Annotated in this window: 10 protein-coding genes; 6 read left to right on the plus strand and 4 right to left on the minus strand. The window is 71.3% G+C overall.

The annotated features are described in order from the left end of the window. Window positions 1-53 precede the first annotated feature (53 nt). A complete protein-coding gene (gene ligA, locus OHL10_RS09530) occupies window positions 54-2396 on the plus strand; it encodes an NAD-dependent DNA ligase LigA (protein WP_265521957.1) in 2343 nt (780 codons plus the stop codon). Here ligA and OHL10_RS09535 read toward each other — a convergent pair. From OHL10_RS09535 to OHL10_RS09550, 4 genes are all read right to left on the minus strand, one after another. Continuing rightward, window positions 2393-2968, minus strand: a complete 576-nt coding sequence (locus tag OHL10_RS09535; protein ID WP_265521958.1) for a P-loop NTPase family protein — start codon at window positions 2966-2968, stop codon at window positions 2393-2395. The two genes, ligA and OHL10_RS09535, sit on opposite strands and share 4 nt — an antisense overlap. A 27-nt stretch (window positions 2969-2995) precedes the next feature. Further along, window positions 2996-3979: a dihydrodipicolinate synthase family protein gene (locus tag OHL10_RS09540; protein WP_265521959.1), complete on the minus strand. Its 984-nt coding sequence runs from the start codon at window positions 3977-3979 to the stop codon at window positions 2996-2998. Window positions 3980-4067: 88 nt separating this feature from the next. After that, window positions 4068-4733: a ThuA domain-containing protein gene (locus tag OHL10_RS09545; protein ID WP_265521960.1), complete on the minus strand. Its 666-nt coding sequence runs from the start codon at window positions 4731-4733 to the stop codon at window positions 4068-4070. Between the two features lie 102 nt (window positions 4734-4835). Beyond that, window positions 4836-6017, minus strand: a complete 1182-nt coding sequence (locus tag OHL10_RS09550; RefSeq protein WP_265521961.1) for an ROK family transcriptional regulator — start codon at window positions 6015-6017, stop codon at window positions 4836-4838. Window positions 6018-6250: 233 nt separating this feature from the next. Between OHL10_RS09550 and OHL10_RS09555 the strand changes: the two genes are divergently transcribed. From OHL10_RS09555 to OHL10_RS09575, 5 genes are all read left to right on the plus strand, one after another. Continuing rightward, window positions 6251-7777, plus strand: coding sequence for a sugar ABC transporter ATP-binding protein (locus tag OHL10_RS09555; RefSeq protein WP_265521962.1), 1527 nt, complete (start codon window positions 6251-6253; stop codon window positions 7775-7777). Then, window positions 7774-8832: an ABC transporter permease gene (locus tag OHL10_RS09560; RefSeq protein WP_425498985.1), complete on the plus strand. Its 1059-nt coding sequence runs from the start codon at window positions 7774-7776 to the stop codon at window positions 8830-8832. Before OHL10_RS09555 ends, OHL10_RS09560 begins: the two co-directional genes overlap by 4 nt. A 101-nt stretch (window positions 8833-8933) precedes the next feature. Next, complete coding sequence (locus OHL10_RS09565; RefSeq protein WP_265521963.1) at window positions 8934-10001, plus strand: substrate-binding domain-containing protein; 1068 nt, start codon at window positions 8934-8936, stop codon at window positions 9999-10001. 65 nt (window positions 10002-10066) lie between these two features. Continuing rightward, the gene (locus OHL10_RS09570) at window positions 10067-11242 is read left to right on the plus strand and encodes a Gfo/Idh/MocA family protein (protein ID WP_265521964.1); all 1176 of its coding nucleotides are present in this window, start codon (window positions 10067-10069) and stop codon (window positions 11240-11242) included. A gap of 214 nt (window positions 11243-11456) precedes the next feature. After that, a complete protein-coding gene (locus tag OHL10_RS09575) occupies window positions 11457-16967 on the plus strand; it encodes a ThuA domain-containing protein (RefSeq protein WP_265521965.1) in 5511 nt (1836 codons plus the stop codon). The last annotated feature ends 201 nt before the right edge of the window (window positions 16968-17168 follow it).

Raw genomic sequence — 17168 nt, forward strand, 5'->3', positions numbered from 1 at the left:
GACGGGCGGAGGCTCGGGGGGTCGGTGTGGGCGGCTTCCGGGATGATGGTCCCGTGAGCGACAAGACGACGCCGGCCCCCGAGGCCACCTCATCCGCCGAGCACGACGAGGCCGCGGCACAGCGCCGCTGGACCGAGCTCGTGGCCCGCATCGAGGAGGACCAGCGGGCCTACTACGAGTCGGACGCGCCCGTGTCGTCCGACGCCGACTACGACGACCGCATGCGCGAGCTCCAGGCGCTCGAGGCGGCCCACCCGGGGCTCACGACGCCAGAGTCGCCGACACAGCGCGTCGGCGGGCGTGCGGCAGCCGGTTTCGCCGCCGTCGAGCACCTCGAGCGCATGCTCTCGCTCGACAACGCCTTCAGCACCGACGACCTCGTGGCGTGGTCGGCGCGGGTGCACCGCGACCTCGGCGTCGCGCCCGACGCGTCCGTGGGTCACCTGTGCGAGGTGAAGATCGACGGCCTCGCGATCGCCCTGCTCTACGAGCGGGGCAGGCTCGTGCGCGCCGCGACCCGCGGCGACGGTCGCACGGGTGAGGACGTCACGGCCAACGTGCGGACGATCAGCAGCATCCCGCAGCAGCTCGCGGGCGACCCCGCGACGCACCCCGACGTCATCGAGGTGCGCGGGGAGGTCTTCCTCGGCGTCGAGGACTTCGCCGCGCTCAACGAGAAGCTCGTCGCGCAGGGCCAGGACCCGTACGCCAACCCGCGCAACACCGCTGCCGGCTCGTTGCGGCAGAAGGACCCCGCGGTGACCGCGAGCCGCAACCTGCGCATGTACGCCCACGGGGTCGGGGCGCTCCAGTGGCGCGAGGGCGAGCACGCCCAGCTCGACCGCCAGTCCGACGCCTACCGGCTCTTCGCGCAGTGGGGCGTGCCGGTCTCGCCGCACAACCGCGTCGTCGACGGCCTCGACGGCGTGCTGGAGATGATCGCGTACTACGGCGAGCACCGGCACGACATCGAGCACGAGCTCGACGGCATCGTCGTCAAGGTCGACGAGCTGTCCCACCAGCGCCGGCTCGGTTCGACCAGCCGCGCGCCGCGCTGGGCCATCGCCTACAAGTACCCCCCGGAAGAGGTCAACACCCGCCTGCTCGCCATCCAGGTCGGCGTCGGCCGGACCGGGCGCGCCACCCCGTACGCGGTGATGGAGCCCGTGAAGGTCGCCGGGAGCACCGTGCGCCAGGCCACCCTCCACAACCAGGACGTCGTCCGGGCCAAGGGCGTGCGGATCGGTGACGTCGTCGTGCTGCGCAAGGCCGGGGACGTCATCCCCGAGATCCTCGGCCCCGTCGCGGCGCTCGCGGACGACGGCTACCCGCGGGAGGACTTCGTCATGCCCGCGGACTGCCCCGAGTGCGGCACACCCCTTCGCCCCATGAAGGACGGCGACGTCGACCTGCGCTGTCCCAACGCCGAGTCGTGCCCGGCGCAGGTCCGCGGCCGGGTCGAGCACATCGGGTCCCGCGGCGGCCTCGACATCGAGGCGCTCGGGGAGGTGACGGCGGCCGCGCTCACGCAACCCGTCGTGCCGGCCGAGCCCCCGCTGCGCACGGAGGCGGGCCTGTTCTCGCTCACCATGGAGGACCTCGTCCCGATCGAGGTGGTCGTCCGCGACGCCGAGACCGGGCTCCCCAGGACGGAGGAGGACGGGACGCTCAAGCACCGCACCCCGTTCCGGCGCCGCCTCACGCACACCAAGACCCGCCGCGCGCAGGCCGAGGAGGCGGGGGAGACGCTGCCCGAGTTCGCGCCGTCGGCCGCCGCAGGGACCTTGCTCGACGAGCTGGAGCGAGCCAAGACCAAGGACCTGTGGCGCATCCTCGTGAGTCTCAACATCCGGCACGTGGGCCCGGTCGCGGCGCGGGCGCTCGCGGACTGGTTCGGCTCGCTCGACGCGATCCGTGCCGCGACCCGCGACGAGCTCGCCGCCGTCGAGGGCGTGGGCCCCGTGATCGCCGACCAGGTGGTCGAGTGGTTCACGGTCGACTGGCACGTCGACATCGTCGACCGCTGGGCACAGGCCGGGGTCCGGTTCACGACCCCCGGGCACCCAGGGCCGGGAGCCCGCCAGGACCCGGTCGGCCCGCTCGCCGGGCTCACCCTCGTGGTCACCGGGTCGCTCGAGGGGTTCAGCCGGGACAGCGCGAAGGAGGCCGTCATCGCGGCCGGGGGCAAGGCGTCGGGCTCGGTGTCGAAGAAGACCGACTTCGTCGTGGTGGGGGAGAACGCCGGCTCCAAGGAGACCAAGGCCCGCGAGCTCGGCCTGCACATCCTCGACGAGGCCGGGTTCGTCGCGCTCCTCGCGGGCGGTCCCGACGCCGTGCGCCCGCCCGACGGCGCGGCCGAACCCGACGCGGCCGAACCCGACGCCACGGAGGCTTAGGCGCTCCCGCGCCCGGACACCCGCAGCGCGCCGAGCAGCGCGTCGATCTCGCGCCGGTTGCGCAGTCGGACGACTGCCAGGTCGGGCTGGAGGTCGAGCAGCTCGGCGATGCGCGCCCTGGTGGTCGAGTGCGTCCGCCACGCCCAGCGCACGACGTGGTCGGGGTCGGTGAGCATCGTCCGCAGCGGTGGCTCCACGTTCCCGTTCCACAGCTCCTCGTGCTGCAGTCGGCGGGAGATCGTCCGGAGGCTCACCTGCCGCATCACGGTGGCCCGGGGGAGGTCGAGCCACAGGACCAGGTCGGCGCGGCGCGCCAGCATCCGCCGCACGGCGCGGTACTGCCACTCGGTGACCCAGGCGTCCTGGGCGCAGAACGCGGCGACGTCCTCGACGAAGCTCGGCCGCGGTGTCCAGGACGGACCGTGGAACAGCCCGTCGAGCTCCACGTGCGGCACACCGAGGGTGCTCCCGACGCGCGCGGCGAGGGTCGTCTTCCCCGCGCCCGAGGTGCCGGCGACGAGGATGCGTCGAGTTTCGAGGGGCAGGGCGTCGTCAGGGCGGAGGATCGGCACCGAGGAACTGTAGCGGTCGGTGCGGCGTCACCGTGGGTCGCGCGGCCGGCGGGCCACGACGGCCCGCAGGCGTTCGACGTCGGCGTGGGTGGCGGGCAGGGACGGCCCGCGGGGCGGGCCGGTCGGCGTGCCGAGCAGCTCGGCCAGCGCGTGCAGGCCACCGAGCGGTCGGCCGGCGGCGAGCGCTCCGGCGAGGTCGGCCAACCACGCACGTGCTGTCTCGGTCGCTGACCCGGTCGCTGGCTCGGCCGCCGCCGGCGTTGTGGTCGCGCCGTCCCCGGCGACCCGCGCGCGTCGGACGGCCACGTACTCCACGGGGGCCAGGGCCGCGAGGCCGGTGTGCCAGGCGTCGGCAGGTTCTGCTCCGGTGAGCAGCGGGACGTCCCCGCTCAGTCCGACGGATGCACCGGGGCCGCCGGCCCGGCGCAACGACGCGACCCTGCCGCGCGGCCGGTCCGGCAGCGAGGCAGGGTCCTTCACCGCCACCACCGTGGTGGAGCCCACGAGCGACGTGAGCATCGCGGAGGACAGGTCGTAGCCCGACTGGAGCGGTCTGTTGTAGAAGCACAGGGGCAGCGCGCTGACCGCCCCGACCGCCTCGACGAGGGCCCGCACCTCGTCGTCGACCAGCGGCAGGTAGGCGAAGGGTGCCAGGACCAGCCCGGACGCCCCGGCGTCCTCGGCGGCGCGCGCGTTGCGCAGCACCTGGGCGGTGCTCGCCGCACTCACCGCGACGTGGACCGGCGCCCCACCCGCCGCCTCGACCGCGACGCGCACGACGACGTCCCGCTCGTCGTCGTCGAACGTCACCCCGGCACCCGAGGACGCGAGCACCGTCACCGCGTCGACGCCCGCACCGAGCGCGTCGGCCACGAGCCGCGCGAGCCCACCGCGATCGGGCGCGCCGTCGGGGGCCAGGGGAGTGACGGGGTAGGCGATCAACCCGCGGAAACCGGCCGCGGCGTCGGGAGCGGGCAGAGCGGGCGTCGGAGGGAAGAGGGCTGCGTCCACCGTCACAGTCTGGCACCCGACTCCCGCACGTCCTCGTGGTGGACGGTGGTGCCGGGCTGTCAGGGGTGGCCGGCGTGAGCGGCTACCGCTAGCGGCTCGCCCAGAGCAGGCCGCGCTCGACGATGGTGCGGATCTCCGGCTTCTCCAGGTCGGCGAGCTGGTGCCCCGCTGCGCAGACGAAGATCTTCCCGGCGCCCCAGCGCCTGGTCCACACGGACGGGACCACGATCGGCTCGTGCCAGGGGTCGCCCTCCTGCGGGACGATCGTGGTCGTCGCGAGCACCTCGTTGTACGGGTCGGTGAGCACCCAGTACTGCTCCGAGTGCAGCGAGATGCTGCTGATGCCCTGCACGATCGGGTGGTCGGCGTGCTCGGGGACGATGTCGATCGTGTGGTCCAGCAGGTCGTGGGCGTGGGCCGCGAACTGCCCGCCCATCATCTGCAGGTAGTCCGTGGCGAGCCGGAACGAGTCGACGATCCCGCCGTGCCACCCGGCGAACCCGGTGCCGTTCGCGACGGCCCCGCGCAGCCCGCGCATCTCGTCGGGCAGGATCTCGCCCATCGTCCAGCTCTGGACGATGAGGTCGAGGCCTGCCATGAAGTCCGTGTCGGCGTACGCCTCCAGGGAGCTCTCCAGGGTGACGTCGTACCCCGCGTCCATCAGGTACGGGACGAACAGCTCGGTGGACTCCTCGGGAGCGTGCCCGGGCCACCCTCCGCGGACGACGAGGGCCCGACGGTCCTGCGCGGTCATGCGGCCTCCTGTGGCGCTCGGACCGGCCGCTCCGGTGCGGCCGGTCGACGGTGCTGGTGATCAGCCGCTCTCGGCACGTGACCGAGGCGGGCGGGCGGGCGGTCAGGCGATCAGGGCGTCGATCGCTGCAGGCGAGAGTACGTGATCGATCGCGAGCGCGCTCGCACCCAGCACGCCCGCCTGCCCTCGCGTCTGCGATGTCACGATGCGCAGGTGCTGTGTGGCCAGGGGGAGCGAGCGCTGGTAGACGATCTCGCGGATACCCGCGATGAGGTGCTCGCCCGCCTCGGCGAGGATCCCCCCGATGACGATCATCGAGGGGTTGAGCAGGCTCACGCACGCGGCGAGCACCGAACCGATGTCCCGCCCGGCCTGGCGGACCGCGTGGCTCGCGGTGAGGTCGCCCGTGCGCACGAGCGCGACGACGTCCGCGCTCGAGGCGGCGTCCAGGCCGCCCACGGACAACGCGTTGGCCACGGCCTGCCCGCTCGCGACGGCCTCGAGGCAGCCGAGGTTGCCGCAGCGGCAGGGGATGTCGCGGGCGGAGGTCACGGCGATGTGCCCGATGTCGCCTGCCGCGCCCTGCGCGCCGCGACGCAGGGCGCCGTCGGCGATGATGCCCGAGCCGATGCCGGTCGCGACCTTGACGAAGAGCATGTCGGAGACCTCGGGCCAGGCGCTGCGGTGCTCACCGAGCGCCATGATGTTCACGTCGTTGTCGACCAGCACGGCTGCGTCGAAGTGGCGCGAGAGCAGGCCGGGGACGTCCGCACCGTCCCAGGCGGGCATGATCGGCGGGTTGATCGGGTGGCCGGTCGAGTGCTCGACCGGTCCCGGGAGCCCGACGCCGACGCTCACCAGGTCCTTGGTCGAGCGGCCCGTGGTGGCGATGAGCTTCTCACCCGTCTCGGCGACCCAGTCCAGCACCCGCTCGGGGCCGTCGGCGATGGCCAGCGGCGCGTCCACCTCGGCCAGGACGGTGGACGCGAGGTCGGTCACGGCGAGGCGCGCGTGGGTCGCTCCCAGGTCGACCGCCAGCACGACGCGCGCGCCCGGGTTGAACGCGAACGTGACCGGGGGGCGTCCGCCTGTCGAGCTCGCCTCGCCCGCGGGCGCGATGAGCCCGGAGGACATCAGGAGGTCGATCCGGGCCGCGATCGTCGACCGCGCCTGCCCGGTGATCGCCGCCAGATCAGCGCGCGTGCGTGCTTGACCGTCCCGGAGCAGCTGGAACATGTCGCCCGCACCGGTCGGCCGTGGTGCGAACTTCAGCAGTTCCTCCATGGGCACAGTGAATCACGAAGCCTCTCGTCCGGGCGTGTCCGTTGCAAGGATGACGGCGGCTTTTGGCCACCGATCGACAAAAGGTACCGCACCCGCGCCCTGCGAGCGAGGCGATCCCGCGCGGTCCGGCGCGGGTGGGTGGGGGATCTTTTGGCGATCACGGCTTGATAACGAAGCAAAAGGCCTCGATCTTATGATTGACGATGATCAAAAGGTCGGCTAGGTTCGGCCGCATGGTCAACGCAGACCCCCCAGTGACAGTCCCGCTCCTGCAGATGCAGGGCATCGTCAAGGAGTTCCCCGGTGCCCGGGCGCTCGACGGCGTCGACCTCGAGATCCTCCCCGGAGAGGTGCACTGCCTCCTCGGCCAGAACGGCGCCGGCAAGTCCACCCTCATCAAGGTCCTCGCCGGGGCGCACCAACCCGACGAGGGTCAGATCCTTCTCGACGGAGAGCCCATCAGCATCTCCGACCCCGTGGCCTCGCTGCGGCACGGGGTCGCGACGATGTACCAGGAGCTCGACGTCGTCGACGGGCTGACCGTGGCGGAGAACGTCTACCTCGGTCACGAGCTCGCGACGCTCGGCTTCTCCCAGCGCCGCGAGGCGGTCCGCCGCACGCGCGAGATCCTCCGGCGGCTGGGTCACTCCGAGATCACCCCGGGCATGGAGGTCGGACGCCTGTCCGCCGCCGGCAAGCAGATCGTCTCGATGGCGCGAGCGCTCTCGCACGACGCGCGCGTCATCGTCATGGACGAGCCGTCGGCGGTGCTCGACTCCGAGGAGGTGGGCAACCTCTTCCGCGTGGTCAAGGAGCTCACCGCCGCCGGGGTCGCCGTGGTCTACATCTCCCACCGGCTCGAGGAGATCCGCGAGATCGGCGACCGCATCACGGTCCTCAAGGACGGCCGCACGGTCGGCCAGAACCTGCCCGTCTCCGAGACGCCCACGGCACAGCTCATCACGCTCATGACGGGCCGCTCGGTCGAGTACGTCTTTCCGGACTCCGACGCCCCTGCCGAGGGCACGCCCGTCGTCCTCGAGGTCGACGGCCTCGCGCTGCGCGGCGTCTTCCGGGACGTGTCCGTCCAGGTGCGTGCGGGCGAGATCGTCGGGCTCGCGGGGCTGGTGGGGTCGGGCCGTTCCGAGATCCTCGAGACCGTCTACGGTGCCCGCCGCGCGAGCGCGGGCACGGTGCGGGTCGACGGGAAGCGGCTGCGCGCAGGCTCGGTCGCGTCGGCCGTCGACGCCGGGATCGGCCTCGCTCCCGAGGAGCGCAAGAGCCAGGGCCTCCTCCTCGACGAGCCGGTCTACCGCAACATCACGCTCTCGACCTTCGCGCGGTTCGCGCGCGGCGGGTTCCTCGACGAGAGGGCGGAGCGGACCGCCGCGCAGGAGCAGGCCGACGCGCTCGACCTGCGACCCGCGGGAGTCGACCGTGCCGCGCGCACGCTCTCGGGCGGCAACCAGCAGAAGGCGATGCTGGCGCGCTGGCTCGTCCACGGGTGCCGGGTCCTGCTGCTCGACGAGCCGACGCGCGGCGTCGACGTCGGTGCGCGCGCCGAGATCTACGCGCTCGTCCGCGCGCTCGCGGACCAGGGTGCCGCCGTGCTGGTGGTCTCGAGCGAGATCCCCGAGGTCCTCGGCCTCGCCGATCGCGTCCTGGTGATCTCCGAGGGGCGGGTCGTGCACGAAGGCCCAGCAGTTTCGATCGACGAGCACGGTGTGCTCGACCTCGTCATGGAAGGAAGTGTCGCGTGAGCGAGCAAGAGGTGGGTGACCCGAGGGCGGCGGTCGCACCGAGCGACGAGTCCGCTCGGGTGGAGAAGGCCGGTGCGTCTGCCGGTTCATCGCGCGGTCGGCATTTGTTTAGTGGATCGGCAGGTCGCAACCTCGGCCTCGTCGTCGCGCTGCTGCTCCTGTGCGTCGTGGGCTTCGCGACGGCGGGGGAGCGGTTCGCGAGCGTCAGCAACCTCATGACCATCCTCAGCCTGGGATCGGTCCTCGGCGTCGTGAGCATCGGGATGACGTTCGTCATCACGACGGGCGGCATCGACCTGTCGGTCGGTTCCGTGCTCGGGCTGGCGTCCGTGTGGGCGTCGACGCTCGCGACGCAGCAGATGGCGGACCAGTACGGCTGGATCGTCATGGTCGTGTGCGCGCTCGCGGTCGGTCTGGCCGCCGGCGTCATCAACGGCGTGATCATCGCCTACGGGAACGTCGTCGCGTTCATCGCGACGCTCGCGATGCTCGTCGCCGCACGCGGGCTCGCCGAGCTGATCGCCCAGCGGCGGACGCAGATCGTCGACGTCGCGTCGTTCAACGACACGTTCAAGGGCAACCTGGTCGGCGTCCCGAAGATCGTGTGGATCTTCGCGCTCGTCGCCGTCGCCGGGTGGTTCCTGCTGAACCGCACCACGTTCGGCCGCCGGACCGTCGCTGTCGGCGGCAACCGCGAGGCCGCACGCCTCGCAGGCATCAACGTCAAGCGGCACCTCGTGTACGTGTACGCGTTGAGCGGACTGACCGCCGGCATCGCCGCCGTGATGATCCTCGCCCGGACGAGCGCCGGCTCGTCGACGAACGGCACGCTCCTCGAGCTCGACGTGATCGCCGCGGTCGTCGTCGGCGGCACGCTCCTCGCCGGTGGCCGCGGCACCATCGTCGGCACGGTCCTGGGCGTGCTCATCTTCACGACGCTCACGAACGTATTCATCCTCAACAACCTCGACAGCTCGGTCCAGCAGATCGCCAAGGGCGCCATCATCGTCGTCGCGGTGCTGCTCCAGCAGCGTCTCGCCCGTCGCAGCACCTAGGCGTCGGACCAACCGTCGACCATCCGATCGCAGTCCCTTCTACCCCGCAGCACCTCGTCGTCCGTCCATCCCGTCCGCAGGACAGCATCGAAGGAGATCTCATGTCCGCACGTACCACCCTCCGCCGCCGGTTCGCTCTCGCGACCGTCTCCGTCGCGTCGATCGCGCTGATCGCCACGGCCTGCACGTCGAACACCCCCACGAACGAGGACACCGCCGAGGGCGACGGCGGTGGCACCAGCAACCAGGCGGCGTCGGACAACGACGCACCCGGTGACGAGGTCGTCATCGGCTTCTCCGCCCCCGCCGCCGACCACGGCTGGATGGGCGCCATCACGGGCGCCGCGCAGTCGGAGGCCGAGAAGTACGACGACGTCACCCTCCGCGTCGCCGAGGGCACGAACGACGTCAACGTCCAGATCAGCCAGATCGAGGGATTCATCAACGACGGCGTGGACGCGATCGTGCTTCTGCCGTTCGACGGCGCCGCGCTCACCGACGTCGCGACGCAGGCCATGGATGCCGGCATCCCGGTCATCAACGTCGACCGCGAGTTCTCGAGCCCGTTCGCCGCGCGCTCCACGATCCTCGGCGACAACTACGGCATGGGTGTCAGCGCCGGCACGTACATCTGCGAGCAGCTCGGGGACAACCCCGACGCCGTCGTCGCGGAGATCGCCGGCATCGACTCGCTCCCGCTCACGCAGGACCGCAGCCAGGGCTTCGAGGATGCGCTGGGCGACTGCGGACTCGACGTCGACAACCGGGTCGCGGCCGACTTCACGGTTCAGGGCGGCGAGGCGGCGACGTCCAACCTGCTCCAGGCCGCGCCGCAGATCGACGCCATCTGGAACCACGACGACGACCAGGGCGTCGGCGTGCTCTCCGCGATCGAGAACGCGGGTCGCGACGAGTTCTTCATGGTCGGCGGTGCCGGTTCGGCGAACGTCATGCGCCACATCCAGGACGAGGACTCGGTCCTGCAGGCGACGGTCATCTACCCCTCGACCCAGGCCGCGGACGGCATCCGGCTCGCCCGCCTCGTCGCGCACGAGAAGAGCATGAGCGACCTCGCGTCGTCCGGCGTGCCGCGCACCGTCCAGCTCTACGCGCCCGTCGTGACCAAGGACAACGTCGACCAGTACCTGCCGTCGGCCTTCGAGTCCTGATCGATCGACCGACGCACACGGCCCGTGCGGGGGGTTGCCCCCGCACGGGCCCGGGAAGGAATGACATGGCAGACAACGACCGTGCGCCGCTCGGCGTCGGCATGATCGGCTACTCGTTCATGGGGGCCGCCCACTCGCAGGCCTGGCGTACCGCGCCACGCTTCTTCGACCTGCCGCTGGACCCGCAGATGCGGGTCCTCGCGGGTCGGGACCCGGAGCGCACCGCCGCGGCGGCGCACCGGCTCGGCTGGGACTCCACGGAGACGAGCTGGCAGGCGCTGGTCGCGCGGGACGACGTCGACCTCGTCGACATCTGTACCCCGGGCGACACGCATGCCGAGATCGCCATCGGGGCGCTCGAGGCGGGCAAGCACGTGCTGTGCGAGAAGCCGCTCGCGAACTCCGTCGCCGAGGCGGAGACGATGGTCGCGGCGGCCGAGGCCGCCGAGCAGCGCGGTGTGCGAGCCATGGTCGGCTTCACCTACCGGCGGGTGCCGGCGGTGCAGCTCGCCCGCCAGCTCGTCGCCGACGGCCGGATCGGAGAGGTGCGCCACGTCCGGGCCCAGTACCTGCAGGACTGGATCGCGGACGCCGACGCCCCGTTGTCCTGGCGGCTGGACAAGTCCAAGGCCGGCTCGGGCGCGCTCGGCGACATCGGTGCGCACATCATCGACCTCGCGCAGTTCGTCACGGGCGAGCAGATCACCGGTGTCTCGGGCTCCCTGCGCACGTTCGTCACGGAGCGGCCGGTCGCGACGGAGTTCGCCGGCCTGTCCGGTCAGGGCGGCACCGAGCGGGGGCCGGTCACGGTCGACGACGCCGCGGTGTTCCTCGCCGACCTCTCGGGGGGCGGCGTCGGCGTCTTCGAGGCCACCCGGTTCGCGTACGGCCGCAAGAACGCCATCCGCCTCGAGGTCAACGGGTCGAAGGGCTCGGTGGCGTTCGACTTCGAGGACATGAACGTCCTGCACTTCTACGACGCCGCGGACGACCCGGTCGTCGCCGGGTTCCGCCGTATCCAGGTGACCGAGCCGCAGCACGCGTACATCGGGCACTGGTGGCCGGCAGGCCACGGGCTCGGGTACGAGCACGCGTTCACGCACCAGGCGGTCGACCTGGTCGAGGCCATCGCGGCCGGTGACCAGCCGACCCCCACGTTCGCCGACGGGCTCGCGGTCCAGCGGGTGCTGGCCGCCGTCGAGCTCAGCTCCGAGTCCGGCGCCCGCCGGGTCGAGCCCTAGAGGCGCACCGACGACGGTCCCGGGGCCTCGCACCGACGCGGGCCCCGGGACGATACCGTGCCGAGCGATTGGAGACAGCACGACCCGCCCGAGGAGGGCGCGGGTGCCCGGCGGAGCACACCGAAGTCCGCCGACATGTCCGGGACGACGGGCAGGCCGATCATGTCGTCACCGGCGGAGCGCAGCACTGATCCCATCTCGATGAGGAGACCTTGTGAGAAACGTGCTCTGGAGAACACCGGGTGCGCTGCGGCGCACCGTCGCGGCAGCAGCCGCGACGGCGGTCGTTCTACCCCTGACCATGGTGACGGCGGTGTCGGCCACCGCCGCGCCGCTCCCGTCCGACCCGCTCGGCGCCGCGCAGATCTCCGCGGCGGTCGAGAGCGACCCCTTCTCGGCCCTGGTCTTCTCCAAGACCGCGGGGTTCCGGCACGGGTCCATCCCCGCAGGCATCGCGGCGATCGAGCAGCTCGGTGCCGAGAACGGCTTCACGGTCGACGCGACCGAGAACGCAGCGGACTTCACCGACGAGAACCTCGCGCAGTACGACGTCGTGGTGTGGCTGTCCACGACGGGTGACGTCCTCAACGACGACCAGCAGGCAGCGTTCGAGCGGTACGTCCAGGACGGCGGCGGGTACGCCGGTATCCACGCCGCGTCGGACACCGAGTACGACTGGCCCTGGTACGGCGATCTCGTGGGCGCGTACTTCACCTCCCACCCGCAGAACCAGGACGCCGTCATCAAGGTGGAGGACCAGGTCCACGCCTCGACGGCGCATCTCCCGTCGCGCTGGGAGCGCTACGACGAGTGGTACAACTTCCGCTCGAACCCTCGTGACACCGTCCATGTGCTCGCGAGCCTGGACGAGTCGAGCTACACCGCCGGGTCGGGTGCGATGGGCGCCGACCACCCGATCGCGTGGTGTCACGCGTACGACGGTGGCCGGTCCTGGTACACCGGTGGTGGGCACACCAACGAGTCGTTCACGGAGCCGGAGTTCCTCGAGCACCTCCTCGGTGGTCTGCAGACCGCCGCGGGCGTCGTGCCCTCGGACTGCAGCGCCACGCAGAGCGGGAGCTACGAGTCCGTCACGCTGGACGACGGCACGTCGAACCCGATGATGCTCGACGTCGCCCCGGACGGTTCGGTCTTCTATGTCGAGCGCGACGGCCGGCTGCGGCTCATCGACCCCGAGACGAACCAGACGACGACCGCGATGACGCTGCAGGTGACGCAGGCCAACGAGGACGGCCTCACCGGCGTCGTCCTGGACCCGGCGTTCGAGGACAACGGATGGGTCTACCTCTTCTGGTCCCCGCAGAACGTCGGTGGGGACGGGCCGCACAACCGGGTCTCCCGGTTCACGTTCGACGCCGTGGCACGGACGGCCTCGCCCGCGAGCGAGGAGAAGATCCTCGTGATCCCCACCCAGCGCGACACCTGCTGCCACGCCGGTGGCGACATGGTGTTCGACGCCGACGGCAACCTGGTCGTCGTGACGGGTGACAACACGAACCCCTTCGAGTCGGCCGGCTACACGCCGATCGACGAGCGCGCGGGACGCTCTGCGTACGACGCTCAGGGCACCTCCGCGAACTCGAACGACCTGCGGGGCAAGGTCCTGCGGATCACGCCGCAGCCGGACGGTACGTACACGATCCCCGAGGGGAACATGTTCGCGCCCGGCACGGAGGGCACCAAGGCGGAGATCTTCGCCATGGGCTTCCGCAACCCGTTCCGGATCGGTGTGGACCAGCAGACGGGCAACGTGCTCGTCGCGGACTACGGGCCTGACGCCGGTTCCGCCAACCCGTCCCGCGGGCCGGCGAACGCCGTCGAGTGGAACATCGTCGCGGAGCCCGGCTTCTACGGGTGGCCCTACTGCACGGGCAACAACAACAACTACGTCGACTACAACTTCGCGACGGGCCAGTCGGGTGCGACGTTCGACTGCGCCGGCGGCGTGACGAACACCTCTCCCAACAACACCGGCATCGCCGAGCTGCCCCCGGCCGTCCCGGCCGACATCTGGTACGGCTACGGCGGCAACCCGCTCTTCCCCGAGATCGGTGGAGGCGGAGCGCCGATGGGCGGGCCGATCTACGAGTACGACGCCGAGCTCGAGTCCTCGGTCAAGTGGCCCGAGTACTGGGACGGGAAGGCGCTCTTCGGTGAGTGGAACCAGGGCAAGATGTACTCGCTGCAGCTCGACGGCGAGCAGCGGGACGACCTGATCGACATCAACCGGATCCTTCCGGAGATCTTCGACCCGAGCGCGGGCTTCTACCGGCCGATGGACTTCGACTTCGGTCCGGACGGTTCGCTCTACGTCATCGACTGGGGCCAGGGCTTCGGTGGGAACAACACGACGTCGGGTATCTACAAGGTCAACTACGTGCAGGGAGACCTCGCTCCGATCGCCCGCGCGAACGCGGACGTCACGAGCGGGCACGCGCCGCTGACCGTGCAGTTCTCCTCCGAGGGGACGCGACACCCGTCGGGCGAGGCCATCTCGCTGCAGTGGACGTTCGGCGACGGCTCCGAGCCGTCGACCGAGGCGAACCCGATGCACACGTACACGGAGAACGGCTCCTACACGGCCCAGCTGCTCGTCACGGACGCCAACGGCAAGACCGCGGTGGCGAACGTGCCGGTCGTGGTCGGCAACCAGGCGCCCAGCGTCGAGATCGTCTTCCCGGACAACGGAGGCTTCTTCGAGTGGGGCGACCAGGTCCGCTACGAGATCGTCGCGACCGACCCCGACGGGGAGGTCGTCTGCGACAACGTGACGCTCTTCACGTCGCTCGGCCACGACTCGCACGCGCACCCGATGGAGGAGCTCGACGGGTGCGAGGGTGTCATGCAGACGACCCGCGACGAGGGCCACGGCATCGAGGCGAACATCTTCTGGGTGCTCGAGGCCTTCTACACGGACGACGGCGGCGAGGTCGGGGTTCCCCTGACGGCCAACGCGCTGCAGATCCTGCAGCCGAAGCTCCTGCAGTCGGAGTTCTACACCTCGACCGGCCGCCTCGCGGGGTCGACGAGCGGTGGCGACCCGGGCGTGCAGACCGAGACGACGGGTGATGTTGCCGGCGGCGGTCTGAACATCGGGTTCATCGAGCCGGGTGACTGGTGGGCGCACGAGCCCGTGAGCCTCCAGGACGTCGAGTCGATCGGCCTGCGCGCGGCCTCGTCGGGCAGCGGCGGCACCGTGTCGCTGCGCTGGGACGCCCCGGACGGGCCGGAGATCGGTCAGGTCGTGGTGCCGGGAACCGGCAACTGGCAGGTCTACACGGACGTCGTCGGCGAGCTCTCCGACGTGCCGCAGGGCAGCGGGACGCTCTACCTCGTCCTGCTGAACGGCGGGATCAACGTCAACTGGATGGAGATCAACGGTCGAGGGGTGACGGACAACATCCGTCCGAGCATCGACTCGTTCGACGTCACGCCCACCAGTGGGACCGCCCCGCTGACGGTCTCGGCGACGGCCACGGCCACCGACCCCGAGGACGAGGCGGTCACGTTCGCCTGGGACGCGGGACTCGGGGACGGGTTCGCCGACGGCGAGAGCACGTTCGAGGTCACGTACGACGAGCCGGGCACCTACCGGCTTCAGGTTCGTGCCACGGACGAGCGCGGCGCGTACTCGGTCGAGTACACGACGATCACGGTCGAGGAGGAGGACACGGCGCCGGGGCTCTGCTTCGCGGGTCGTTCCGACGACTTCCTCGGGTCCGACATCGACGAGGACCGCTGGACCGTGCTGAACCGTGACCAGAACCTCTCGGTCTCCGACAGCAACCTGGTCCTCCCGACGACGGCGACGGACTTCTACGGCACCGGCAACACCGCTGTTCCCAACACGGTGCTGCAGGACCTGCCGGAGGGGCCGTTCACGGCGACCGCCAAGGTCACCCTGCCCGCCCGCCAGCAGTATCAGCAGGCCGGTCTGCTGATCTGGGAGGACGAGGACAACTACGCGAAGATGGTGCTGCAGGGTCGCTCGGCCGCGGCCGACGCGGCGACGCGCATCTTCCAGTTCATCCGCGAGGAGAACGGCACGCCGAACGAGGTCGGGGACTCCAACACGCCCAACCTCGGTGCCGCCTTCCCGGACACGGTCTACGTCCGGTTCGCCAGTGACGGTGAGGATCTGCGGGCGTCGTACTCGGCCGACGGCGTCGAGTTCACGCAGATGCCGCAGACCAAGTCGATCGCCGACCTCGAGGACCCGAAGATCGGCCTCGTCGCCCTCAAGGGCAACGGCACCTCCTCGCCGATCATCAACGCGGAGTTCGACTGGTTCCACATCACGCCCGACGACTCGGCTCCGGCTCCCGGGCCGGACGACGAGTTCGACGGCGACGCGCTCGACACCTGCCGCTGGACCGTGGTCCGTGAGGACCCGGCCGGGTATCGGGTGAGCGACGGCTCCCTGCACATCGACACGACGCCGACCGACATCTACGGGTCGGACAACACGGACGTGCCGAACATCGTCGTGCAGGACCAGCCGAGCGACGAGTGGACCGTGGAGACCGTGGTCGACGGGTCGACGTTCGACCGCCAGTACCAGCAGGGCGGCCTGATCGTCTACGGCGGTGACGACGACTACGTCAAGCTCGACTTCGTCGTCGACAACCAGGCCGGCGCGGCCAGGGCGTCGCGGATCGAGCTGCGGAGCGAGGTCGGTGCGGTCGTGCAGAACCCGCAGCCGCAGTCGGCCAATCTCACCGGCTCGGTCTGGCACCTGCGCCTGACCAGGTCCGGTGACACCTTCACCGGTGCCTACAGCGCCGACGGCGAGACGTGGACCACGTTCGAGCAGTCGGTCACCAACGCGCCCGCTGCGGACGCACCGGTGGGTCTGTACGCGCTCGGTGCGGCGGCCACGACGACGGCCACGGCGTCCTTCGACTACTTCCGGGTGGTGGGGGAGTCTGCGCCGCTCGCGGTGACGACGACGCTCGACCCGGCGGAGCCGACGGGAGACGACGGCTGGTACACCGGCCCCGTCACGGTCACGGTGGACACGACGGGCGGCCCTGACGGTGCCCAGGTCTACCGCGAGGTCAACCTCGACGGCGGGGGCTGGGCCGAGTACACGGCTCCGGTCGTCATCGACGAGGTCGGCGAGCACACCCTCGAGGTGCGCGCGTCGGCGGGTGGCGAGGAGGCCACCGGTGAGACCGTCACGGTCAAGGTGGACGACGCCGCACCGACGGCGACCACCTCGATCGAGGGTCGGACCGTGTCCGTCACGGCCGAGGACGAGGGCTCCGGCGTCGCCGACGTCGAGTACTCGCTCGACGGTGAGGACTGGGTCGCGTACGAGGAGCCGGTCGCCGTGGGCGACGCGGCGGTCACGTTCTCGTACCGGGTCACGGACGTGGCGGGCAACGTCACGGAGGGCGCCGTCGAGGTGCCCGCCGCGGATGGCATCGCGCTGACCGTCACGGCGGAGACGAGGTGCCTCGCCGGCAGGGTCTACGTGACGCTGCGGGCCGTGAACGACGACGAGGTGCCCGTCGCGATCGAGCTGGAGTCGGCCTACGGGTCGAAGTCCTTCGCGCAGGTCGCCCCGGGCAAGTCGGCCTTCCAGCAGTTCACGACACGCGCCGCGGCCATCGAGGCCGGCAGCGCCACCGTGGTCGCGAGCGACGCCGAGGGGAGGACGACGACCTACACGGCGGACTACGCCGCCGCGAGCTGCGGCTGACAGGATCCCGGCGGGTCGGTGTCTCACCGGCCCGCCGGGCGCAGCGTACGTGCTGCGCCGGCGCACGGGGCCGCACGTCCCGATCGGCCGGGCCGCGCGACTCCGTCGGCTCAGCACGTACCAGAGAGGCCCGCTCGCGGGCCTCTCGCCCCGGCGCCCGGGTACGGGCGCTCCGGCCCGGCGCCGGGGCACCTCTCGAGC

This window comes from Oerskovia flava (assembly GCF_026163685.1).
In the GTDB taxonomy this organism is placed as follows: domain Bacteria; phylum Actinomycetota; class Actinomycetes; order Actinomycetales; family Cellulomonadaceae; genus Oerskovia_A; species Oerskovia_A flava.

Excerpts from the sequence above, each read along its gene's own strand:
- OHL10_RS09545 (WP_265521960.1), bottom strand. The coding sequence starts at position 4,733 with ATGACCGCGCAGGACCGTCGGGCCCTCGTCGTCCGCGGAGGGTGGCCC.
- OHL10_RS09550 (WP_265521961.1), bottom strand. The coding sequence starts at position 6,017 with ATGGAGGAACTGCTGAAGTTCGCACCACGGCCGACCGGTGCGGGCGAC.
- OHL10_RS09555 (WP_265521962.1), top strand. The coding sequence starts at position 6,251 with ATGGTCAACGCAGACCCCCCAGTGACAGTCCCGCTCCTGCAGATGCAG.
- OHL10_RS09565 (WP_265521963.1), top strand. The coding sequence starts at position 8,934 with ATGTCCGCACGTACCACCCTCCGCCGCCGGTTCGCTCTCGCGACCGTC.
- OHL10_RS09570 (WP_265521964.1), top strand. The coding sequence starts at position 10,067 with ATGGCAGACAACGACCGTGCGCCGCTCGGCGTCGGCATGATCGGCTAC.